This window comes from Sphingorhabdus contaminans, assembly GCF_007280415.1.
Lineage (GTDB): Bacteria > Pseudomonadota > Alphaproteobacteria > Sphingomonadales > Sphingomonadaceae > Sphingorhabdus_B > Sphingorhabdus_B contaminans.
In genome coordinates this window covers 152,894-175,683 of the sequence record NZ_VKKU01000001.1, presented here as the reverse complement: position 1 = coordinate 175,683, position 22,790 = coordinate 152,894, and the positions used below count along the sequence as shown (strand labels likewise).

General features: G+C 57.9%; 25 protein-coding genes and 1 riboswitch. Of the genes, 8 read left to right on the top strand and 17 right to left on the bottom strand.

The features are described from left to right. Positions 1-52: 52 nt before the first annotated feature. Positions 53-451, bottom strand: coding sequence for a hypothetical protein (locus tag FOM92_RS00900; protein WP_143774908.1), 399 nt, complete (start codon positions 449-451; stop codon positions 53-55). Positions 452-558: 107 nt separating this feature from the next. Between FOM92_RS00900 and FOM92_RS00895 the strand changes: the two genes are divergently transcribed. Further along, complete coding sequence (locus tag FOM92_RS00895) at positions 559-1,176, top strand: hypothetical protein (RefSeq protein WP_143774907.1); 618 nt, start codon at positions 559-561, stop codon at positions 1,174-1,176. A gap of 15 nt (positions 1,177-1,191) precedes the next feature. Here FOM92_RS00895 and FOM92_RS00890 read toward each other — a convergent pair whose 3' ends face one another. From FOM92_RS00890 to FOM92_RS00875, 4 genes are all read right to left on the bottom strand, one after another. Beyond that, entirely contained in the window at positions 1,192-1,938 is a 747-nt protein-coding gene (locus FOM92_RS00890) for a hypothetical protein (protein ID WP_143774906.1), read from the bottom strand. 290 nt (positions 1,939-2,228) lie between these two features. Then, positions 2,229-2,600 carry a hypothetical protein gene (locus FOM92_RS00885; protein WP_143774905.1) on the bottom strand — a complete coding sequence of 124 codons (372 nt, stop codon included), beginning with the start codon at positions 2,598-2,600 and terminating at the stop codon, positions 2,229-2,231. Positions 2,601-2,861: 261 nt separating this feature from the next. Further along, positions 2,862-3,077 (bottom strand): DUF5818 domain-containing protein, encoded by a 216-nt coding sequence (locus FOM92_RS00880; protein WP_143774904.1) that lies wholly within the window; start codon positions 3,075-3,077, stop codon positions 2,862-2,864. Positions 3,078-3,539: 462 nt separating this feature from the next. Further along, on the bottom strand, positions 3,540-5,636 hold the full coding sequence (locus FOM92_RS00875; protein WP_143774903.1) for an ATP-binding protein: 2,097 nt from the start codon (positions 5,634-5,636) through the stop codon (positions 3,540-3,542). A gap of 218 nt (positions 5,637-5,854) precedes the next feature. Between FOM92_RS00875 and FOM92_RS00870 the strand changes: the two genes are divergently transcribed. Then, positions 5,855-6,598, top strand: a complete 744-nt coding sequence (locus FOM92_RS00870) for a GGDEF domain-containing protein (protein ID WP_143774902.1) — start codon at positions 5,855-5,857, stop codon at positions 6,596-6,598. A 28-nt stretch (positions 6,599-6,626) separates the two neighbouring features. Here the strand turns inward: FOM92_RS00870 and thiC are convergent, their stop codons facing one another. After that, positions 6,627-8,486 carry a phosphomethylpyrimidine synthase ThiC gene (gene thiC / locus FOM92_RS00865; RefSeq protein WP_143774901.1) on the bottom strand — a complete coding sequence of 620 codons (1,860 nt, stop codon included), beginning with the start codon at positions 8,484-8,486 and terminating at the stop codon, positions 6,627-6,629. A 36-nt stretch (positions 8,487-8,522) separates the two neighbouring features. After that, positions 8,523-8,628, bottom strand: a riboswitch (TPP riboswitch). A gap of 1 nt (position 8,629) precedes the next feature. Between thiC and FOM92_RS00860 the strand changes: the two genes are divergently transcribed. Beyond that, positions 8,630-9,388: a DUF6445 family protein gene (locus FOM92_RS00860; protein WP_143774900.1), complete on the top strand. Its 759-nt coding sequence runs from the start codon at positions 8,630-8,632 to the stop codon at positions 9,386-9,388. 14 nt (positions 9,389-9,402) lie between these two features. Here FOM92_RS00860 and FOM92_RS00855 read toward each other — a convergent pair whose 3' ends face one another. The 3 genes from FOM92_RS00855 to FOM92_RS00845 are packed head-to-tail and all read right to left on the bottom strand — an operon-like array spanning position 9,403 to position 11,028. After that, positions 9,403-10,164: a sulfite exporter TauE/SafE family protein gene (locus FOM92_RS00855; protein ID WP_246087104.1), complete on the bottom strand. Its 762-nt coding sequence runs from the start codon at positions 10,162-10,164 to the stop codon at positions 9,403-9,405. 1 nt (position 10,165) lies between these two features. Further along, positions 10,166-10,699, bottom strand: coding sequence for a rhodanese family protein (locus tag FOM92_RS00850; protein ID WP_143774899.1), 534 nt, complete (start codon positions 10,697-10,699; stop codon positions 10,166-10,168). Next, positions 10,696-11,028, bottom strand: a complete 333-nt coding sequence (locus tag FOM92_RS00845; protein ID WP_143774898.1) for an ArsR/SmtB family transcription factor — start codon at positions 11,026-11,028, stop codon at positions 10,696-10,698. Before FOM92_RS00845 ends, FOM92_RS00850 begins: the two co-directional genes overlap by 4 nt. A gap of 65 nt (positions 11,029-11,093) precedes the next feature. On the opposite strand from FOM92_RS00845, the gene FOM92_RS00840 reads away from it, so the two are divergent. Next, complete coding sequence (locus tag FOM92_RS00840) at positions 11,094-11,954, top strand: MBL fold metallo-hydrolase (RefSeq protein ID WP_143774897.1); 861 nt, start codon at positions 11,094-11,096, stop codon at positions 11,952-11,954. On the opposite strand, the gene FOM92_RS00835 is transcribed toward FOM92_RS00840, so the two are convergent. The 6 genes from FOM92_RS00835 to FOM92_RS00810 form a co-directional block, all read right to left on the bottom strand. Next, complete coding sequence (locus FOM92_RS00835; RefSeq protein WP_143774896.1) at positions 11,951-12,370, bottom strand: hypothetical protein; 420 nt, start codon at positions 12,368-12,370, stop codon at positions 11,951-11,953. The genes FOM92_RS00840 and FOM92_RS00835 overlap by 4 nt on opposite strands. A gap of 65 nt (positions 12,371-12,435) precedes the next feature. Beyond that, on the bottom strand, positions 12,436-13,314 hold the full coding sequence (locus tag FOM92_RS00830; RefSeq protein WP_143774895.1) for a MipA/OmpV family protein: 879 nt from the start codon (positions 13,312-13,314) through the stop codon (positions 12,436-12,438). A gap of 78 nt (positions 13,315-13,392) precedes the next feature. After that, a complete protein-coding gene (locus FOM92_RS00825; protein ID WP_281285585.1) occupies positions 13,393-13,743 on the bottom strand; it encodes a DUF2141 domain-containing protein in 351 nt (116 codons plus the stop codon). 34 nt (positions 13,744-13,777) lie between these two features. Then, positions 13,778-14,527, bottom strand: coding sequence for a sterol desaturase family protein (locus FOM92_RS00820; RefSeq protein WP_143774893.1), 750 nt, complete (start codon positions 14,525-14,527; stop codon positions 13,778-13,780). Between the two features lie 21 nt (positions 14,528-14,548). Continuing rightward, a complete protein-coding gene (locus FOM92_RS00815; RefSeq protein WP_143774892.1) occupies positions 14,549-15,610 on the bottom strand; it encodes an MBL fold metallo-hydrolase in 1,062 nt (353 codons plus the stop codon). A gap of 26 nt (positions 15,611-15,636) precedes the next feature. Beyond that, the gene (locus FOM92_RS00810; RefSeq protein ID WP_143774891.1) at positions 15,637-16,386 is read right to left on the bottom strand and encodes a ParA family protein; all 750 of its coding nucleotides are present in this window, start codon (positions 16,384-16,386) and stop codon (positions 15,637-15,639) included. Between the two features lie 106 nt (positions 16,387-16,492). Between FOM92_RS00810 and crtY the strand changes: the two genes are divergently transcribed. The 4 genes from crtY to FOM92_RS00790 are packed head-to-tail and all read left to right on the top strand — an operon-like array spanning position 16,493 to position 20,644. Then, complete coding sequence (gene crtY / locus FOM92_RS00805) at positions 16,493-17,659, top strand: lycopene beta-cyclase CrtY (RefSeq protein WP_211347330.1); 1,167 nt, start codon at positions 16,493-16,495, stop codon at positions 17,657-17,659. After that, positions 17,656-19,137: a phytoene desaturase gene (locus tag FOM92_RS00800; protein ID WP_143774890.1), complete on the top strand. Its 1,482-nt coding sequence runs from the start codon at positions 17,656-17,658 to the stop codon at positions 19,135-19,137. The genes crtY and FOM92_RS00800 overlap by 4 nt, the downstream gene beginning before the upstream one ends. After that, a complete protein-coding gene (locus tag FOM92_RS00795) occupies positions 19,137-19,718 on the top strand; it encodes an LOG family protein (protein ID WP_143774889.1) in 582 nt (193 codons plus the stop codon). The genes FOM92_RS00800 and FOM92_RS00795 overlap by 1 nt, the downstream gene beginning before the upstream one ends. Beyond that, complete coding sequence (locus tag FOM92_RS00790; protein ID WP_143774888.1) at positions 19,715-20,644, top strand: phytoene/squalene synthase family protein; 930 nt, start codon at positions 19,715-19,717, stop codon at positions 20,642-20,644. The genes FOM92_RS00795 and FOM92_RS00790 overlap by 4 nt, the downstream gene beginning before the upstream one ends. A 2-nt stretch (positions 20,645-20,646) precedes the next feature. Here FOM92_RS00790 and FOM92_RS00785 read toward each other — a convergent pair whose 3' ends face one another. Then, positions 20,647-21,444, bottom strand: a complete 798-nt coding sequence (locus FOM92_RS00785; protein WP_143774887.1) for a 3'(2'),5'-bisphosphate nucleotidase CysQ — start codon at positions 21,442-21,444, stop codon at positions 20,647-20,649. After that, the gene (locus tag FOM92_RS00780; protein WP_143774886.1) at positions 21,437-22,783 is read right to left on the bottom strand and encodes a TldD/PmbA family protein; all 1,347 of its coding nucleotides are present in this window, start codon (positions 22,781-22,783) and stop codon (positions 21,437-21,439) included. The genes FOM92_RS00785 and FOM92_RS00780 overlap by 8 nt, the downstream gene beginning before the upstream one ends. Positions 22,784-22,790 lie beyond the last annotated feature (7 nt).

Here is a 22,790-nt window from a genome sequence, read left to right as displayed (position 1 = left end):
ATACAAAAGACACGCAAAACGGCACTGAAACTGTATCCTTTGTTGCTTTAAATTAACGCGCCAGCGCCCCGCGCAGCAGCGCCATGTCCGGCCCGCCCTCCACCGACACCGACCCGCCGCGCATCACGCGCACCGTCGTCACGCCGTTGACCGCCCGGTCGAGCAGATAATTATACTGCCGGTCCCGTCCGGCCTCCAGCGCGGCATCCCACGCATCGGCAAAGCTTTCCGCGCCCTCGCGCTCGCGCAGACGATAGGCCGACACCCGCCCCCTGCCCACCGCCCGGCACGCCGCCCCGACCGAGCCCATGACCGACAGCGCATGGATAAAATGTTTCTGCACCCGCGGCGTCCAGCCATCATAACGGCTGCGCTGCAAAGGTACGGGGGTGAAGTCGAAACGGTCGCCGGTTTCATCCGGCCCGTTTGAGGGTGAAATATCCTGTTCCATAGACCCCCAGAAAGCCACAGTAATACCCATGTAGGAAAGATGTAATTGGAAGTTGGTGCCTCCCCCTTCCCCGCTTGCGCCGCGCCGGTGGGGCGTTAGGATGCGTTATGCTTTACAAGATCCTTGCCCCCGCCATCGCGGCCACCGTCCTGCTCGGCGGTTGCGCCTCCACCCCTGCCGCGCCCGATCCGCAGGATGCCTTCATGGCCCGCATGTCGGCGCTGTGCGGTAAGGCATTTGCGGGGCGTATCGCGGGAAGCGAACCGGCGGGGGCGGACGCCGATATGGCGGGCAAACCGCTTGTCATGCATGTGCGCAGGTGCGACCGCGACCGCATCGAAATCCCCTTCCATGTCGGCACCGACCGCAGCCGCACCTGGGTCATCACCCGCACAGGCACGGGCCTGCGGCTGAAACACGACCACCGGCATGAGGATGGCAGCGCCGACAAGGTTACCATGTATGGCGGCGACACCGCGGCAAGCGGGACCGCAGGGCGGCAGGATTTTCCGGTCGACGCCGAAAGCATCGCCAGCTTCCGCGCCAACGGGCTGGACCGTTCGGTGACCAATGTGTGGAGCGTGGAGGTCAGCGACGCGCGCGACGCCAAAGCGGTATTTGTCTATGAGCTGCGCCGTCCGGCGGGGCCGACGGCACGCCTGTTCCGTGTGGAATTCGACCTGACACAGACGGTCGGCACGCCGCCCACGCCATGGGGCTGGTAAGGCGCTAGCCCCTGCCTATTGCAACGCGCGCAGGCGGGCGATTTCCTGGCGTAGCGCGGTGTTTTCCGCGATCAGGTCGGCCATTTTGGGCACGCGCTTGCGTGTTTTCGGCCGGGGCGCGAACAGCTTGGCAAGGTCCGCCATCCGCGTCCGCATCCAATAGCCGACAACATCCAGCAAATTGTTTTTGCGGTAAACCGCAACCGCCTTTGCACGGGGCAGCGGGGTCCGGTCATCGGGCATCGTCACGGGAGCAGCTACTGGCCCAGCAACCGGCATCGCCATTTCGGCAACGGCCGGCGCGGCGATCGCGGTGGCGGGCGGCGTGATCGCCATGACAAGGGGTTCTGCCCCCGCGCGAAGTTCATCCGTTTTCTTCGCGCGGGGTTTTCGGGGGGCAGCCTTCTTGGCTGTCTTCTTGTGTACCGCAGGTTTTGCGACCCTGGGCTTTGCGGCGGTAGATTTGGATTTGGTGGCGGTGCGTGTCTTTTTGGACTTGGTCGCAGGCTTTGCAGGTTTCAGCGCGATTGCCGATGGTGTGACGGCCCGCAAGGGCAAGGGGATGATCAGCGCGGTTCCGGAATCGGTGGGAAGAGTGCGCCGTTCAAGCTTGATATCAGGCGGAAAAGTGGGAGGACGGATGGCATCGGTTCGGACAAAGAAAGCGGGATTGGTATCTCGGCTTTTCCAGTCGGCCTGCCGACTTTTGCCCGTGTTTTTCTGCGCCTTTTTCCGCGCAATCTCGACAATGCGATTTTCCATCTAACTGTCTTCCCCCAGACGTAGTGGTCGACTCAAAGTTATAGGCATAGATATTGTTGGCAAGCGGAGATGGAACCAAAATGGACTGGTATGGGGTGCGAACATCGGCACCACCAGGCCCCTCTCCAACTCCGCCTAGGCCTGTCGGCCAAGGCTGCGTATCCTCTCCCCTAAAGGAGAGAGGAGAGCACTTTCCCTCTCCCCTTCAGGGGAGAGGTACGAAGTCTTATGGCTTCAGCCATTAGACGCAGTGGAGAGGGGGAGGCCACACACCACCCCCGCCACCTCCACTACTTACACATCCGGTCCCGCTGCTCCTCCCAGAACCGCCGTTCTTCCAGATAGGCATTATGCTGGTCCACCGCAGCCCGGTGGTTTTCCATATCGTCGATCTGATAGGCATAGTCCGCCAGCCGTTCGGTCAGAATCTGCGCCTCTTTCATATCGGAAATCAGGCTGGCCAGCATGGAGCAACCGCGGGTAAAATCCTTCTCCGTCCGGATATCGGTTTTCAGCGCGTTGATCCGGTCGACCAGCTTGTTCATATCGCGGACGGTCGAATTATACTGCATCAGGTAAAAATCGCGCCCCTGCGCCACCGCCGCCGGCGTAAAACCCGCAACGCCCAACCCCAAAAGCGCCGCCCAAACAAACCCCTTCATCCGGTAACCCCCATTTCCTTGCCCCATTTGCCAAAAGACATAGCGGCAGAAAAAGCAATTTGGGAAGTACCGTTTCTTTTTGCCCTTGCGGTGCCGAAGCCCCTCTCCAACTCCGCCTAGGCCTTTCGGCCAAGGCTGCGTATCCTCTCCCCTAAAGGAGAGAGGAGAGCACCTTTCCCTCTCTCCTTCAGGGGAGAGGTACGAAGTCTTATGGCTTTAGCCATTAGACGCAGTGGAGAGGGGGAGGCCCCACACCCCCCATCAATCCAGAACCACCACCCGCCGCACCGCCAGCGCATTAAAGCCAACCCGCTCCCCCTCCACCCGCACAGCCCGCGCGCGGGCAGAGCGGAGGCGGAGGCGGGTGAACAGGCCGCAGTCGAGCTCCCACACCCCGCCATTACCCACATGCAGGACATAGCCCCAGGGCCCGCGCGCGATGGTTCCGCTGATCTGGTGAGTGGTGCCAAGCGGCATAAACTTCTCCCTGCATGAGAGAAAGAAAGCGGTCCGCCCCCGCCCTCTGTGTCTCCCTTGATCCTCACTGGTGATCGGGGAGTTAGTACCCGGCATAGCACGGTCCTATGGTCTTTAGGCGAGCCCTGGACATACACCACAGGCTCCCCGACCATAAGGTCAAGAGAGTGTGGTGCTGTTTACGAACAACACCTTAACCGGCTATGCAGGGGGTACTAATCCCCAACGCCGCGCGTCACGACGTCGAGGGCGTTATGCGAGGGATTGGGGGCGGATGCAAATGGTGATTGGATAGCTAATTCATCCATCCACCTAATTGGTGCGCGAGATAGTTATAGGCTGATAGTGAAAGGTAGATAATCAAGACATATTCGGCAAAAGATAATAGCAATCCTTTTTACATAGATTCCAATACATATGGCCAAGTTAGATCAGTGTAATTAAATATAGATGACGCATTAATCAATATCGCGCAATTTCATACTGCAAACCGACATGCATTTCTTCCAAAACAACTTGTTGAACCAAAAATGGACATTCCACAAAAACGCTCTCACCCAAGTCACCGAAATCATTTGCTACGTAAGACTTAAATCGTTGCAACCAACTGTCATCTAATTCAATGTGCCCTGAGTAGTGCCGATATAGCTTGATTCTCATCAATGCTTCAAAAAGATGCGGAAAATCCGACTTTACATCTACAAACAGTTTACGTCCGCTATCTTTTAAATGACGTTCAATATTTTCTACGAAAATTCTATTAATAACAACCAGGAAGTTGGTCAAATCAGATTGAGTCTGAACTACGTCTAATCTCAATAAATCGCTAATCTTCCGCAAACTTCCCCCAGGAAAAAGATCGTACATACCCGTAGCTCTAAGTTCTTCGTTTAGAATACAAATGTCTTCGTCAAGAGAGCGTTTTTTTCGCTCTAACCAAGACGGCCTTGCTTCGAATTGCAGCATGACCCTGAAATGCCTCTCGCCCGACTCTCTCTTGAATTGCTCTTGCAAATATTGCCGTAGTACCGGGATCAGCACTATCGGCTTACCTGCATCTACTTGTTCGAGTAAGCCATAGTTACGAATATGAGCAAGTCCCCGACCAGACCTAGCGCGATCCAAAAATTGCTCCGCTTCTCCTCGAGCTGCTAAACTCAAAAGTTCAAATTCATCCGGATAAAATTCTCGCACTTCGGACACAACATGCTCGCAATATGCTGATATTTCCGCATAGCACTCTGCTTCCATTCTCTCCTCGATAGCCCGGGAGATTTCAATAGGCCTGCGTTCGGAACGCGCCAGCAAAGTTTCATGGTAAAATGAACACGCTAATCGTGATAGCAGTGGATGACCGCCAAATCGGTCAAAAACATACTGGATTGCTTCTTCCGAAAAACGAAGCCCCATCCGTTTTCCAAAGAAATGCATCATATCGGCTAAAGCATTACGCCCGAGACCGTGCAAATATTGCACGTTTACGATGCCAAACATTGGATTTTGGACGGAGCCACCTCCTTTTGCGTCAGCAAATCTATCTATCTCACAAATTGAAGGATTAACGCCGCAAATAATGAAGCATAGCTTCTGAGTCTCAGACTGAATTGCCCAAACCGCTTGCCAAAAATCTACAAATTCTTCTTTCCATTGCAAGTCAGTCGGCGATAATGGAGTGATGTATTCAATTTCATCAAATACAATACATAGCCGACGGCCGTTGGGTATTTTTCGAATAGCATTCTCTAAGACTTCTGTTGCATCTATTCCTTTTTCTAGCTGAGCAGAAATATTTGATTTAAATATTTGATCGATCTGTTTTACTAGCCTTGCAATTAAGCCGTCGCATGTAAGTTTTCTAATATACCTTTTCTTACAATCTATAAATACTTGGTATGTGGTCCTATCGTGATGCAATATATCTAATACCCTTAGTAATATTGATGTTTTTCCGGTCTTTCTCAACCCAAATAAGCCACTATTTTGACACTTTCTAACCCCATCTACCAATGTAGATATAACTTGTTCACGACCGTAAAAATACTGACTAGGCTGAACCGGCAACTTATAATTAAATAGGTCTCTTATGAATAGAACTTCACTTATTCCGTTGTTTATGGCCCACCTATCATCGACAGCTTTCGATAGTATGGCGTCACTTAGCGCGACAATCATTCGCGATTGTGGGTACTCGCTCTGCTGGTTATTTATTTTTTCGAGCATGCGATTATCAGGGGAGTTCAGTATTACAACGCTTGGATCGACCCGTTCATGGAGCGGGCTTTCATGACAAAATTGGTCGATGGCTTGAAATGTCCTCGGCTCGACGAAAGGGAAACGAGAAACAAATAATGCAATCTCGCGCTCAAAACCAAATGTTTCTTTAATAATGTCATGTGGCTTTAGAATGAAACATAACATTTTCGTGCCATAAGCTATACGTTCAGCCGCCCATGTTACTTCAAAGCTCCCACGAAGACCGTTTAAAAGTTCAGTAACTTGGGGGTTTCCTCGCAAAAGCCAAGGATCTACTTTTTGAGAAAATAAACGGTCAGTCACCATAGCCCCTTTTCAATTTGTTCAAATTACTGACCAGTCAGATAATCGTATCGGAAACTAATCGCACATTTTATCGAAATTTCGAGCAATAATTCACACATCGCAAGAATCTCGAACTCCTTCACCACCCCCAACCACCCAAAATATTAATCATTCTCCCTGCATCATAAACTTCCGCCTTCCCTATCAAAGATAGGCGCGGGCGGTCGTTTATAGGCTTTATGGATGAGATGAATATCGCGGCGACAAAGTTGAGGCTGGTTTTGACGGGGATTGGCGTCGTTGCCTTTTCCGTCATCGCGTCGCTGCTTGCCACGCATATCAGTTTCCAGATCAGCGGGACCGCCGATTATGCCACGACCATGATGGTGGCGGCGATCATTCCGTTGCTGGTGGCGCCGCCCTCCTACGGCTTTGTCGCTTTTTTAAGCTGGAAGCTGAAAAAGGCGAATGAGCGGCTCGACAAGCTGGCGCATCTGGATCCGTTGACGGCGCTCCATAACCGCCGGTCCTTTGTCGATGCCGCCACCGCGCGGCTGGGCACGGACAGTTCCCATATGCTCGCCATGATCGACATCGACCATTTCAAGAAGATCAACGACCGGATCGGCCATGCCGGCGGCGACAATGCGTTGAAGCATGCCGCCGAGGTGCTGCGCAGTGCCGCGCCCAAGGAGGCTCTGCTCGCCCGTCTGGGTGGGGAGGAGTTCGGGTTGCTCTTTCCCCTGCCCCATGACGAACGCGGGGCGGCAGCCATGGCGGCACAGGCGCATATCGAGGCGATGCGCCTGCAGCTGGAGGCGATGCCGCTGATCACGCCGCAGGGGCTGATCCATGTGACCGCCAGTTTCGGCCTTGCGGTCAGCCGCCCGGGCGAAACGCTCGACACCCTGCTCAGCCGCGCCGACATGGCGCTCTACGCCGCGAAGAACGCCGGCCGCAACCGCCTGCAACTGTCGGTGTGACAATCGCAGGGGGCTGGCTTAAGCTGGCCTAGTCGTGCTCGCGGTCTCCCGCGCCCATGTAGAGTTCGCGGCCAGTTTCGTCATAGACCTTGCTCATTTCCGCCATGCCGGCCTCGGCCTCTTCTGCCGCAACGAATTCGGTGGCGGGCTGGTTTTGCAGGCGGGCGAAGTCGCGCACTTCCTGGCTGATTTTCATCGAGCAGAATTTGGGGCCGCACATACTGCAGAAATGGGCGGTCTTCGCGCCTTCCGCGGGCAAAGTCTGGTCGTGATACTGCTCGGCCGTGTCGGGATCGAGGCTGAGGTTGAACTGGTCCCGCCAGCGGAATTCGAAGCGGGCCTTGCTGAGCGCGTCGTCGCGGACCTTTGCGGCGGGGTGGCCCTTGGCAAGGTCGGCGGCATGGGCGGCCAGCTTGTAGGTGACGACGCCGACCTTCACATCGTCGCGGTCGGGCAGGCCCAGATGCTCCTTGGGCGTGACGTAGCAGAGCATGGCCGTGCCGTACCAGCCGATCATCGCCGCGCCGATGCCGCTGGTGATATGGTCATAGCCCGGCGCAATGTCGGTGGTAAGCGGTCCCAAGGTGTAGAAGGGCGCCTCTCCACACACCTCCAGTTGCTTGTCCATATTCTCCTTGATCTTGTGCATGGGCACATGGCCCGGACCTTCGATCATGACCTGCACATCCTCTTTCCACGCGCGGTGGGTAAGTTCGCCCAGCGTGTAGAGCTCGGCAAATTGCGCCTCGTCATTGGCGTCGGCGATGGAGCCGGGACGCAGACCGTCGCCGAGGCTGTAGGCAATGTCATAGGCCTTCATGATCTCGGTGATCTCGTCAAAATGTTCGTAGAGGAAGCTTTCCTTATGATGGGCAAGGCACCATTTCGCCATGATGCTGCCCCCGCGCGACACGATGCCGGTCACCCGCTTGGCGGCGAGCGGGACGTAAGGCAGACGGACCCCTGCGTGGATGGTGAAATAGTCGACGCCCTGTTCGGCCTGTTCGATCAGCGTGTCGCGGAAGATGTCCCAGGTCAGGTCCTCCGCAATACCGCCAACCTTTTCCAGCGCCTGGTAAATGGGCACGGTGCCGATCGGCACGGGGCTGTTGCGGATGATCCATTCGCGGGTGTCGTGGATATTGCGCCCCGTCGACAGGTCCATCACCGTGTCCGCGCCCCAGCGGATGGACCAGACCATCTTGTCCACCTCGGACGCCACGTCGGAGGCGACGGCGCTGTTGCCGATATTGGCATTGATCTTCACCAGAAAGTTGCGGCCAATGGCCATCGGCTCGCTTTCGGGGTGGTTGATGTTGCTGGGGATGATCGCCCGCCCGCGCGCGACCTCGTCCCGCACAAATTCGGGCGTCACATAATCGGGAATGGCCGCGCCAAAGCTTTCGCCGTCGCGGACATATTCCGCCAGCCGCGCACGGCCCAGATTTTCGCGTTCCGCCACATATTCCATCTCGGGCGTGATGATGCCGCGGCGGGCATAGTGCATCTGGCTGACATTCATCCCCGGCCGGGCGCGCAGCACCTTTTTGCGGACATTGGGAAATGGCGCGACGCCGCCGCTGCGATCGGGGCCGAGCTGTCCATTATCCTCGGGACGCACCTCGCGCTGGGCAACCTCCTCGACATCGCCGCGGGCGCGGATCCAGTCCTTGCGGATCTCGGGCAAACCGGCGCTGATATCGATCAGGGCATTGGGATCGGTATAGGGACCGCTGGTGTCATAAACCCGCACAGGCGGCTCCCCGCTGGTGGGTTCAAGGTGGATTTCGCGCATCGCCACGCGGCGCTCGCCCACATATATTTTCTTGCTGCCACGAATGGGTCCAGTGGTAACGCCGATTTCGGTTCTAGCGGGGATGTCTGCCATGTCTACTCTCCATAATATCGATAAGGAGAGCGCGGGTTTCGGGTGCCGCTCCCTCCCTACGCCCGCGTCAACGGGATCAGGTTCAGCGGGTCGCAGGGCGTTACACCTGCCTCTCAGTCACACGACTCCCCGGGGATGGTCCGGTGATAGGCCTTCTCTCCCGCGCTGTCGAGAGGCGGCTGTTGACTTGCGCCCGTCCGCTCCCCCATGTGGTCGCCATGGAATTGCCCGAACCCAGGATCAACGTCCGCGCCATGGGCCGCGAAGGCGAGCCGCTGGTCATCATTGACGGCTTCAGCGGTATGGCGGACGAATTGCTGCAGGCCGGCTATGCCGCACCCTATCAGCATGCGGGCGCCTCCTATCCCGGCATACGGTCCTGGGCAGACCCCAGCTATCTCGACCGGCGGCGCGACCTGATGATGCAGGTCATGCAGCGCGTGTTCGGCTTTACCCGTGGCGTGCGGCTGGACGCATCGACCTTTTCACTGGTCACGCAAGCGGAGTCCGAACTCTCCCCGCTCCAGCGCATCCCGCATTATGACCATGCAGGCGGCGAAGTCATTGCGATCATGCATTATCTGATGGGTCCCGAAAGCGGCGGCACCGCCTTTTACCGCCACCGCCGGACCGGTTTTGAAACCGTAACGCCCGATCGCGAGGATCGTTACAACGCCGCGCTCGCCCAGGATGAACGCGCCTATGGTATGCCCCCGGCCCGCTATTGCTATGGCGATACCGACTGGTTCGAGCTGATCGACGAGGTGGAGGCCGTGCCCGACCGGCTGGTCCTCTACCGCGGACGGCAATTGCATTCGGGCATCATCCCCGATCCATCCGCCCTGTCCCCCGACCCGCGCAAGGGACGGCTGACGATCAACATGTTTCTGGTGGGATCGTAATCCCTAAACAGATTTCAGTGCAGTAAGATAAAGACAGCCACCGCAATAACCATCAGTGCGAATATCGCCCGTGCCAAAGCCACGCGGCTTTCGAGCATTTTTGCCAGAGGCAATGCAGCCAACGTACCCCCTGCCCCGCCCACTACAAGAGCACCGAACAGCGGCCAGACCAGTTGCCCCGACGCGGCATAAGACAGGCTGGTTGCACCGCCAAACAGGCTGACCGATACCAGAGAGGATGCACTGGCATTTGCCAGCGTCATCCCCGTCGAGGCCATAAGACCCGGTGCAATCAGAAAGCCGCCGCCAATTCCGAAAAATCCGGCAGCCAGTCCGGCAAGCAAGCCAATCGGCGCCAGTTTCAATACCATCGGCGGCGTCAAGCGAACCGAAGGATCACCGGCGCTCTTCTTTGGCAGGAGCATCGACAGCGCGATGGCAATCATGGCGAACGCGAACCATGTGAGCAGCGCTTGGCCATCAACCTGCTTTGCGAAATGCGCGCCGACAAGCGAACCGGCGAGGCCTGCAATTCCGAAGGTGATGGCGCACGGCCATTTGACCCGCCCCGCCCGCGCCTGAGCCGCCAAGCCTGTTGCGGCATTGACAGCAACGGCGGCAGCCGACGTTCCGATGGCCGCATGGGTATCGGTCAGCCCGACGACATAGATGAGCCAGGGCGTGGCCAACACCGAGCCGCCTCCGCCAAACAAGGTGAGCAAAAGACCGATGAGCGCCCCGCCCAACCCTGCCAGAAGGAGCGATTCAATGGCCACTTCAGGCGGCTTTCACACGGTTCCAGGGGGCGAGCATAAGCAGCCTTGCCATGCCGCAAAATCCGCTGACACCGGCAAAAACCAGCCCGGCACCTACAAAGCCCGAAAGTGCAAACCAAATGGGGGCGATGGCAAAGCCGAGAATGACGCCAAGCAACACCAGCGAACCCGCCGCAATCTGGACCTGGCGCATGATTTCCATCGGTGCATCGGCGTCGGTTTCGACAGGCAGGCCTGCCTTGGCCCACGCATCTACGCCACCATCCAGCACATAGGCATCGCCTTTCACCCGCGCCGCCAGGCGATCGCAGGCCCCCGCCGTGCGCATACCCGAACGGCAGGTGAAGATAACATCTGTGTCGGGATCAACGTTTAGATGCGCCTTTTCCCACATCGAAAGCGGCGTGGACTGCGCCCCTTTGATGTGGCTGCGCGCAAATTCATCGGTCTCTCTGATATCTACAAGAATTGCATAACCGGCATCCAGCCGATCCTGCACTTCGCGTGGCGAAAGTTTATGCAAGGCAGCGGTCATGATTTTGTCCTTAATTCAGGGGGGCAGAAAAGTTCTGCGAGGGTTTCGATGATGCGCAGCGCGGCGTGATCAACGATCTTGTAATAGATGGTCTGACGCTCCCGGCGGGTGGCCACGACGCCATCCTCCCGCAGGAGGGCCAGATGCTGCGACAGCGCGGATTGCGACAACCCGACCCGCGACTGGATCGCGCCGACGGATAATTCCCCTTCTGCCAACTGGCACAAGATCATGAGGCGCCGTTCATTGCTTAATAGACGAAGCAGGTTAGCGGCGCGGCCGGCGCTTTCTTCAAACAGGGAGAGATCGAAACGTGATGTGTCAAACATAGCCTATTTATATTCATTGATTCTAATTTAGCAAGTGCTAATATATGAGAATAAGGAGACGACTCATGCAACCTTCCGTCCAGGCCTTTTTCGACAACGCCACAAATACGGTAAGTTATATTGTCCACGACCCCGTCACCAAGAAGGCGGCAATTATTGATCCTGTGCTGGATTTCACGCCCCGCAACGGACGCGTGACGACGGCATCATCCGATGCCTTGCTTTCGGCGGCAAACGCGCAGGGCCTTGAGATCATATATCTGCTCGAAACCCATGCCCATGCTGACCATTTATCCGCGGCGCATCATCTGCGCGATGTCACCGGCGCACCTGTCGTCATCGGCGATCATATCACGCAGGTCCAAACGATATTTGCGACATTGTTCGAAGCTGACGACGTCATTCCCGACGGCAGCCAGTTTGACCGTCTGGTTGCCGAAGGCGACAGCCTGCCTCTTGGATCATTACAGATCGAGGTTCTGCATACGCCGGGCCACACGCCGGCATGCCTGACCTATGTCATCGGTGACGCAGCTTTTGTCGGCGATACGCTATTCATGCCAGACTATGGCACCGCCCGCGTGGATTTCCCGGGGGGAAATGCCGAGACCTTGTACAAATCTATCCGAAAAATCCTGTCCTTGCCGCCGGAAACGCGAATTTTCGTTGGTCATGACTATCTGCCTTCCGGACGCACCGACTATCGCTGGGAAACCAGCGTCGCGGCGCAGCGGGCATCAAATATCCACGCGCATGACGGTATATCGGAATCCGAATTTGTCGAAATGCGGACCGCACGCGACAAGACACTGGAAGCGCCGCTGCTTATCCTGCCATCGCTGCAAGTAAACATCCGCGCGGGAGCCATGCCCCCGGCATCCCCGGGCGGCCACGTCTATTTCCGCATACCTGTTAACGCGATTTAGGCGTTGGCTTGAATACCCCGCGCGCCACCTCCTGAATCCAGCGCCATCCAGAATATGGAGGAACTGGCGAGCCGCAGGAAATTCTGGGCCAGAAGGGGGTCGACCTCGTTACCGCTTGCTTCCATGACCGCTGCCATTGCCGCCTTCGGGCCGCCATCGGCAGCGGCGGTTTCGGCGAGGAGGGCGAGTTTTACGATGTGCATGGCCAGATGATCCGCCTCATTGGTGGCGGTCGGGGTTGCGGCGTTGTTTTGAAGGATGCGCAGCCACATATAATTGTGGACCGCATCAAGCTGGTCGATACCGATTCCCGTCGTCTGGGCCAGCTTCGAGCCGATCCAGCTCGCGCGGCTTTCGCGGCTGTAACCGACGGCTTTTGCGTCGTTCCGCATGTCTTCTTGGCGTTCGTGGATCATGTGCGAGCCCCTTTTATTGGCTCCACTATGCCCCAATCACCATTTCCAACTGGTTAAAGTCCGTTTCAGAATGTGTAGCTGATGCCGCCGGCCAGAAACCACTGGTCCGCATCGCCCCGGATCGATGTCACCGGCGACCGTTTGGCATCGCCTGTCAGACGGGAATAGCTGACAAGGCCGAACACGCCCCAGCCGCCGTCGCGTGCATCACCCGACAGATCAACCCCGCCGAGCAAGGATGCGCCATAGCTTTTCCAACCGCCTTTGGCGTCAAATACCGGCAGACCACTCGCAGCGCTGCCCGCGGCATCGATGCTGTAATAGGTGTCGGCATAATTGCCGTCGACATGGGTCGCCGACAGGCTGAGGTTTGTGAAAATGGCGGTGGATAGCGGTGTCGAATAGCTGATGCTGGGGCTGATCAGGCGACCGCGATGCGCTTTGGCGACGTCCCACTGCACATCCGACGACAGGGTCAGCGTGTCAAAGGGATTGAGCATTTTTGAAAAGGAAACGCCAGCCGTCGCGCCGATTTCAACCGCAACATCCCTTTTGCCCAGCGAACGGACGACCGCGTCCTTGATATTGCTGTTGCGGTCGGTGCGGACACGGACGAGCGGCCCTGCGAGAAACTTCACATTACCTTCGGAATTGGTGTCACGCACCAGATCGACATAAAGGCCGGGACCACGAGCGCCAAAATCAAATCCATCGACGCTGCCTTGCGCGAGGGGCGCGGGAAACAGGACATAATCGTCGGAGCCTTCGTAGCTTGGCCCATAGCCACCACCGACACCGATGGTGAGCCAGTCGCCTGCAAAAACACCGCGGTCAGGGGCGTCGGCCTTTGCCGTTTCCACCTCTTGCGCCTGGGCAAAGGCCGACGGGCTGATGCCCAGAGCGAAAAGGGCACAACTTGTTGCTAGAATCTTGGAAAATGGCATGAAATGCTCCCGCGGTTATCAGGGCGACAAACACCCCGTCCCCATGATTGGTTCCATGCTTATCGCACAGGACCGCAGTCAGAGCATATATTTCATTTTGACGCGCTGGCTGACTTCATCGGCATCGACGGCAAAGGCAGCGGCCTTGAACTTGGGCGGACCGGTGACGACCGCCGGATTGCGCGAAAAGCCGAAACCCTCTTTGGGCAGGAAAACCGCCATATCCATCTTGCTATTGGCATTTTCGTCGTGGATCAGGGCGACAGCATAAGTGCCCTTGGCCAGACCCTGAAAACTCACATTTTCGGCGTCCCGCGCGGCAACCTTTGCGCGGTAGCTTTTGGGGTCCTTGCTGCAATCCGGGAAATATTTGGGGTTGGCGGTAACACAGACGAGGACATTGCCCTTCATGCTGCGCAGGCCGTGGATGTTGACGTCCAGAGTGGAGGTTGACCCGGTTGCGTTAAGCGCTGTTCCCGCGAGAAGGGCTGCTGCCCCAATCCCCAAGACCGAGATCGGTGCCGCACATTTTATCCCAAAACCTGAAGTAAAGCCCATAATTCCCCCGATACGCATCGTGATGTTTCTGGTGATGCGTTGCTGTTATCAGCCAATTTCCTAATTTCCCGTTAACCATGAATCGGGGAAATAATTCCCAGCCCATATGGTTGGTTACACCCATAACCGTCATTACACTCAGCACAACGCCAATTGCGCCAACATGAATGGGAATGATGAACACCAAAATAGGGATAACAAGCGCGCCGGTCAGCGCCTCCCACGGGTGGAACGACATTGCGGCCCATGCCGTGGGTGGCCGGCTTTCATGGTGGACGGCATGCGCCTTTTTGAACCACCACGGACGATGCATGAGCCGGTGGGTCCAGTAAAACCATGTGTCGTGCGCGAACAGATAAAGGAAGATCGACAAGGGCACATACCAGATCGGATAGTCCGACATGTTGCGGTAGATAAGCGTCCAGCCCTGGCTATCCCAACCCCAGGCGACGATGCCTGCCGGAATTCCGTATATGGCGGCACTGGCAAGGCTCCATCCGATTTCGCGCCGCATCTGCGGTTCCAGTCCGGCATATAGCCGGGGATGCCGGATACGCGTTGCCCATGCGAAAGCCCCGCTCACCACTAGGTAGCGGACACTCACAATCAGGGTCATCGCCAATGCGGATAGCAGTATGGGAAGAGCGTAATCCATGGCCTTCCCTTACTCCGGCAATTAGCGACTTAGCAAATTCTGAGTTTTGAATTCATTCTTGCCCGATATGCTGATGACATCACCGTCATGCATGACCTTTATGGGGCCTGCAAAATTCGCCGATGCCGTGCCGGTCAGCGCAAATTCCAGCGGCCCTGGCACCGATGGAACAATATGGGTGAAGGCAAGCATGCCGACACCTGCGACTTTGGCAACATCGGCGGCCTGTTCGGGGCTGATATGGTAGTTCTGGATATCGCTGAAGATTTTGGCGCGATTGCTATTGCCCGCCTTACGCGCGCTGTTTTCCAGAATCTTGACCATGCGCGGCGACAGCAGCTCGCTGACAAACAGGTCCGACCCTTTGGCGGCGGCGGCCAGTGCCGGGGTGTAGGCGGTATCGCCGCTGATGGTGACGCTGCGTCCTTTCCAGTCGACACGGTAGCCGAAGGCGGGCTTTATGGGGTCATGATCGACGGCGAAGGCGGTAATGCGGACGCCATTGTCATCATAGACCAACCCCGGGGCAATTGCCTTACCGGTCATGCCAAAGCCCGCAGGTTTTACGACATCGGCGCCATGGTGCGCGATGCGGTAGGTGGAATCGATGCGATAGACGGCGTTATAGCCATTGGTAATCTCTTCAACGCCTTCGGGGCCCGATACGGGAAGCGGCGTCGCAGCGCTGCTGCCAGCCCAGCGTTGCAGGGTGAACGGGCCGAGGCCTTCAAAATGGTCGCTGTGCAAATGGGTCAGCCATACACCCTCGATCTTTTCGAGCGGCAAGCCCATCAGCGACAGGGTTTCACCGGCCCCCTCCCCCATGTCGAAAACAAAGATCCGTCCGTCGGCAATAACAGCCGTGCACGCCGCCGCGCGGTCGCGGCTGGGAAGCGGGGAACCGGTGCCGCAAAAGGCGACATGCAGTTGATCCTTCGGCAAAGCGGCAAGCGTATTGCGGGCCATCGCCGCTTCGGCACCCCGATGAAGCAGGTTCATGGCAATGGCGTCACGCTTCACATAGCCGACCGTACCTGCCAATGCCGCCACCCCGAGCACTGCCAAAAGCCATTTTCTGCGCATATCCCCCCCCTTGTGAAAAAGCTATTTCATCCCTGCAATTTGGCAAGCTTACGCTCAATTGCACCCGAAAGCATATGGAAAGCTTCGCCAGCCGGTGAACGGTGCGCAAAAAGCCCGACCGGCGCGCGGTGAAGCGCCATCTGCTCGACAGCGCTGGCCATGGGCACGCGCGGCCAGTCAGGATTTGAAGCGAGCGCCGTGGCATGCAGGTTCCGCCTGCGATCAACCATGGAAAAGACCGGCAGCAGCGGGGCATGGCCCTTGTGGTGGCCGTGCAGATGCGCGACGACCTCGTCCAGCGCGCGGCGCGACAACGGCGAAGGAATGACAGGAACCAGGATGATGTCGGCCGCCCGCATCATCTGCTCGCTTGTTTCTGTCAGGCCCGGCGGGCAATCGAGAAATATGCGGTCATAGTCATGGCGAATATCCTCGACGATTTTGGCCAACCGCTTTTTCTTTCCCAGCGCGTGAAAGAAACTGTCCAGACCGCGCAGCGAAATATCCGCAGGCAACAGATCCAGTCCCTTGATCTGTGTCGACACGATCAGTTTGCCGGGCTCGATATCACGTTCGAAAACAGATCGGGCCTTGGCCTTTTTCTCCGGTTCGTGACGCAGGAGAAAGCTTGCCGCCGACTGAGGGTCGAGATCCCACAGCAAGGTCTTGCGCCCGCGACGCAGTGCTGCCTCCGCCGCCAGATTGACGGCCAGCGTGGTTTTCCCGACACCGCCTTTCAAACTGTAAATCGCAATCACTTTTGCCTTGTGCGCCATATGCCCTTGCTCTCTTCCCACCCTTAGAATGTCAACCATGCAGAAAGCTGTGTATTTCCTTGGGACAACCCTTCCCCTTGCAAAGGGCCTGCGCTAGGGCCGGGGGGTGAACCGAGAAAATATTAAATGTGATTTTGCGATTGTCGGTGGCGGTCTTGCGGGTGGTTTGATCGCCCTTGCGCTCGCAAAGATGCGTCCCGAACTGAAAATCGTGCTTATCGAACAGGGCGACAGCTTTGGCGGCAACCATATCTGGAGCTATTTTGCGAGCGACATATTGCCGGAGCATCGCTGGCTGACGGCGCCGCTCGTCACCTATGGCTGGTCCGGTTATGAAGTGCGTTTCCCCGCGCATAGCCGCGAGCTAGACAATATTTATTACACCATTGAGTCGGAACGGCTGGACTGGGTTTTGCGCCACAGCCTGCCTTCATCTGCCCTGATGCTGGGGCGGGAGGTAAAGGCCGTATCCCCCCGGCTGGTCGTGCTTGACGGTGCGCAGCGTATCAATGCCGGAGGGGTCATCGACGTGCGCGGTGCGGGCGATCTCAACCATCTGGATTGCGGCTGGCAGAAGTTTACCGGGCAACTGATGCAATTGTCCGAACCCCACAATCTGACGAAGCCGATCGTCATGGACGCTACCGTGGAACAGTTTGACGGCTACCGTTTCGTCTATGTCCTGCCCTTTGGCATGGACAAGATTTTTGTGGAGGACACCTATTATAGCGACACGCCCGCCCACGACGCCCGCCGTTACCGGCAGCGTATTGCCGAATATGCGGACACCAATGGCTGGAAAGTCGAACGCGTGGTGCGCGAGGAAAGCGGCGTATTACCGGTGGTGATGGGCGGCGACCTTGAAAATTACTGGGCGAGCGGCAGCGGACGAACCGCCAAGGCCGGCGCGCGCGGTGCTTTTTTCCAGGCGGTGACCAGCTATTCCCTGCCCGACGCCGTGCGCAATGCCATCTTCATTGCCGAACAACCCGATCTGGACGGGGACAAGCTGAACATGGTGATGCGCCAGCGTGCGCAGGAGCATTGGCAAAATGGCAAATTCTACCGCATGCTGAACCGCATGCTGTTCCGGGGTGCGGAAGCGGCGGATCGCTACAAAATCCTTGAACGCTTCTACAGGTTAAAGCCCGGATTGATCGAACGCTTCTATGCGGGGAATACGACGCCCGGTGACAAGGCGCGCATTCTGACTGGCAAGCCGCCCATTCCCATCGGGAAAGCCATCACCGCGATCCGGAGCAAAAAGAAATGAAAACCGCAGCAATCATAGGTGCCGGATTTGGGGGACTTGCGCTCGCCATCCGTTTGCAATCCGCTGGCGTCGCGACCACCATAGTCGAAGCCCGGGACAAGCCCGGCGGCCGCGGCTATTATTGGGAAAAGGACGGCTTCACCTTTGATGGCGGGCCCACCGTCATCACCGACCCGCCCTGCCTTGAAGAATTATGGGCCTTGTCCGGCCACAAGATGGCCGACGATATCGAGTTGATGCCGGTCTTCCCCTTCTACCGGCTGAACTGGTCCGATGGCACCAATTTCGATTATTCCAACGACGTCCCCGGGTTGAAAGCGGAAATCGAGAAACTGAACCCCGAAGATGTCGAAGGATACCGCAAGTTCCTCGAATATTCGAAGGGTGTGTACAAGGAAGGCTATCAAAAGCTCGGCACTGTTGCCTTCCTTGATTTTGCATCGATGATCAAAGCCGCCCCTGCCCTGATGAAATATCAGGCGTGGCGTTCGGTCTATTCGATTGTTTCGTCATACGTGAAAGATGAAAAGCTGCGCGAGGCTTTGTCCTTCCATACGCTTTTGGTTGGGGGCAATCCCATGTCGACCAGCGCGATTTACGCGCTGATCCATACCATTGAAAAAGATGGCGGCGTCTGGTTTGCCAAGGGCGGGACAAACCGGCTGGTTGCGGCAATGGTCACCCATTTCGAACGCCTTGGCGGCACCCTGCGCCTCGCCGATCCGGTCGAAGAAATCGAAACGCGCGGTGACAAGGTAACAGGCGTGCGGACCAAATCGGGCTGGCGGATGGACTGCGACATGCTGGCGTCCAACGGCGACCTGATGCACACATACCGGGATCTGCTGACCAGCAACAAGCGGGGCGAGCGGGCGGCGAAATCGCTGAACCGGAAAAGCTGGTCGCCTTCGCTGTTCGTGCTGCATCTGGGCATCAAAGGCACATGGCCCGGAATTCCCCACCACATGATCCTGTTCGGCCCGCGCTACAAGGGACTGCTCGACGATATTTACAAGAACGGTATCCTGCCCAAGGATTTCTCGCTCTATCTGCACCATCCCACGGTCACGGACCCAAGCCTTGCCCCCGAAGGATGTTCGACCTTCTATGTTCTGGCGCCGGTGGCCCATATGGGCAAAGCGCCGCTGGATTGGGATGGCGATGTGGGCGCTGCCATGACGGAGCGGATTCTGGACGAACTCGAACGCCGCCTGATCCCCGACATCCGTTCGCGGATCATGACCCAGTTCCATTATACGCCAGCCGATTTCGGACGCGACCTGTCCGCGCATCTCGGCAGCGCCTTCAGCCTTGAGCCGGTGCTGTGGCAATCGGCCTATATGCGCGCGCATAACCGCGATGATGCAATTTCCAACCTGTACTTTGTCGGCGCAGGTACGCATCCCGGTGCAGGAATTCCCGGCGTTGTAGGAAGTGCCAAGGCCACGGCAGAGCTGATGTTGGAGGAAGCAAAATAGTGAAGCGACTTGCGGTTTATTGCGGTTCGGCAACACCTGAAGACCCCATCTATATCGAAACAGCGCGCAGCGTCGGCCGCGGGCTTGCGGAACGCGGCATCGGGGTCGTCTACGGCGGTGGCCGGCTGGGCCTGATGGGTGCGGTTGCGGATTCCGCGCTGGAGGCCGGCGGCGAAGTGATTGGCATCATCCCGGAAGCCCTGGTCGGCGCGGAGGTGGCGCACAAAGGCTGCACCGAATTGCATGTTGTCTCCGGCATGCACGAACGCAAGGCGCGCTTCACCGATTTGTCGGACGGGTTCATCACCATTCCGGGCGGCGTCGGCACGATGGATGAATTGTGGGAGGCGATCAGCTGGTCACAGCTCGGCTATCATCAGAAACCGGTGGGCGTTCTGAACGTGGCCGGATTTTACGATGAGCTGATCGCGTTCAATGCGAAGATGATCAATGTCGGCTTCATCCGTCCTCAACATGCCGGCATCATGCTCGTCGACGACACGCTCGATGGTCTGCTTGGCAAAATGAGGGACTATGTGCCCCACAAAACGATCTTCCAGATGAAGGCGGATGATTTGTGACTGACCGCGCCGCGCTCGTCGCTTTCGCGCAGGAAAGCATCGCGCGCGGTTCCAAATCCTTCCGTTTTGCCAGCCGCCTGTTCGACCGCGCGACGCGTGAACGCGTGTGGCTGCTCTATGCCTGGTGCCGCAAATGCGATGATATGGCCGACGGACAGGACCATGGCGGCGCTATGGGCGTTGTCGATGACCCGATGGAAAGACTCGCGATCATCCGTGACCTGACGGCAAAGGCGCTGGATGGTAAGCCGACCGGCGAGCCTGCCTTTGATTGCCTCGGCATCGTCGCACGCGAATGCGGACTGACTGCCAAAATGGCCGACGACGTGATCGAGGGCTTTGCGCTGGACGCCGCCGATTGGCACCCGCGGCGGGAAAATGACCTGTATCGCTATTGCTACCATGTCGCTGGCGCGGTCGGCGTCATGATGGCCGTGGTGATGGGCGTATCCCCTGATGAGGAGGCAACGCTTGATCGTGCCTGCGACCTCGGCCTTGCCTTCCAATTGGCGAACATCGCCCGCGACATTGCCGAAGACGATGCCGCGGGGCGCTGTTATCTGCCCGACGACTGGCTGGCGACCCTGGATATTTCGCCCGGCGAACATATGCGTCCGCACAACCGCAAGAAACTCGCGCTGATGGGCCGCTGGCTCGCCGACGAGGCCGAACAATATGAAGCTTCGGCACGTGTGGGGGCGGTCGAACTTCCCTTCCGTGCACGCTGGGCGGTACTTTCGGCCGCGGGCATTTATGGCGACATCGCGCGGCAGGTCCGCAGTGCGGGCGAACATGCGTGGGATCAGCGGATCTATACCAGTCGTCCGGAAAAATTTCGCTGGGTCAAAACGGCCTTTGCCGACGCTGTTGCCAATAATCCCCGCCCAATGGACCGAAGCGGTCTTTGGACACGGCCAAGGGATTAGTTTCAGGGCGCCATATATTTGCGCGCCCGGTCCTCAAGCCGCTGAACCGCCGCCTCGTGAATTCCCGGTGCGCAGCATATCAATCCGAAATCGCGGGGATCACGTTTGTTGTAGGACAGTGGCTGGCCCAGGGCGTCGGTCACCACCGCTCCAGCCTCTTGCGCCACCAGATGTGCCGCCGCAACGTCCCATTCATGGCCCCAGCGGAGCGTCGCGACCAGATCGGCGCGGTCGCACGCAACCATGGTCATGCGCATCGCGATGCTGTTGGGTTTGGTCACCGTGACCAGATCATGGTCGATTTTCGGCAGATCATCGGCGGGCACACGCGCGCCCGCAAATTCCTGCCGCGCGCATCCGGTAAGACGGTCGCCATTGCAGGTTACCCCTTCGCCATGTGCGGCCACCCATAATTTCTGCTGCGCGGGCGCGGCCATGATCGCAAAATGCGGCTTTCCGTCCGCAACGAGCGCCACCGAAACGCACCAGCCATTTCGTCCCCGAACATAATCACGCGTGCCGTCGATCGGGTCGACAAGCCACAGCAATCGCGAATCCAGTCGTGCCGCATCGTCCGCCGTTTCCTCCGACAGCCAGGCTGCTTCGGGCAGAATTTGCGTCAGGCGCTCTTTCAACAGAGCATCCACCGCCATATCGATATCGCTGACCGGGCTGTCATTACCTTTTGACCAGACGCGCGTGTCGGGCGCAGCGCCGTCGCGCCAACTGGTCATTGCCAGAGCGCCCGCCTGCTCAACAGCGGCAATCACCGCCGCACGATCAACGATCGGCTCAGGCACTCGCAATCATCATCCCGTCGACCCGCAAAGTGGGGACGTTATTGCTGCGGATGAACTCCAGATCGTCGGCGGCAACCATTGCGGCAAACATGTCTTTCAGATTGCCGGCGATGGTGAATTCGCTGACCGGCCCTGCAATCTCGCCATCGATAATCAGGAATCCGGCGGCGCCGCGGCTATAGTCGCCGGTTACCAGATTGACACCTTGTCCAACAAGTTCATGGACATAGACGCCATATTTAATGTCACCGATCAGGTCGGAAACACTTACCGATCCGCCTTCCAAATGCAGATTGGATGTGCTGACGCCAGGTGCCCCGCTGACGCCGCGGCTGGCGTGACCGGTCGGTTGCAGACCCAGTTGCCGTGCCGAGGCGCTTTCCATAAGCCATCCTGTAAGCACGCCCTTTTCAATGATGGCACGCCGCTTTGTCGGCAGGCCTTCGCCATCAAATGCACGGCTGGCAAGGCCGCGCGGACGCAGGGGATCATCGATCACCGAAATGCTGCTGTCAAACAAGGCGGTGCCATTGGCGTCGAGCAGGAAGCTCGTTTTGCGTGCTATCGAGGAACCCGAAATTGCCCCCAGCAAATGCCCGACCAGCGAACTGCCGACACGTGGATCGAATATGACGGGCATCGCGCCGCTTTTTACCGATCCCGGATTTACCCGCCGGACCGCGCGTTCACCGGCCCTCGTGCCAATCGCTGCGGCGCTGTCCAGATCGGCGAGATGGCGCGCGGAACGCCAGTCATAATCACGCTCTTTCGCATCCCCCTCACCTGCCAGAACGCTTGCGGACAGACCGTAGCCGGTCGACGATTTCACACCGGCAAAGCCATGGCTGGTGGCGAGCGCGAAAATGGACCGTGCGGCACTGGCACCGGCCCCTTCACTGTTGGTCACCCCGGCAACGGCGCGGGCGGCATCTTCGCATTCCAGAGCGGACGCACGCAGCATCGCCGGATCGGGATCTTGTCCGTCATCCACATCAAGATCCGGCACGGCACCCTTCAGCAAAAGATCTTGCGGGGCGAGTCCTGCATATTGGTCCTCGGGCGCTTCCTTGGCCATATCGATGGCGCGCGAAACCAGATTTGCCAAAATGGACGGATTGAGGCTCGAAGATGAAATGGTGGCAGAACGCTGCCCGACGAAAACCCGGAGGCCGATTTCTTCGCCTTCCGACCGCGCCACATCTTCAAGAGCGCCGAGCCGAACCTGCACCTCGGTCGATGCATCGCACACATAAACGGCGTCGGCGGCATCGGCGCCTGCTTTTACAGCTTGGGAAACAAGATTCTCTGCGCGCTCGAGCGCTTCTTTTGGTTTTAGCATAGTCCCC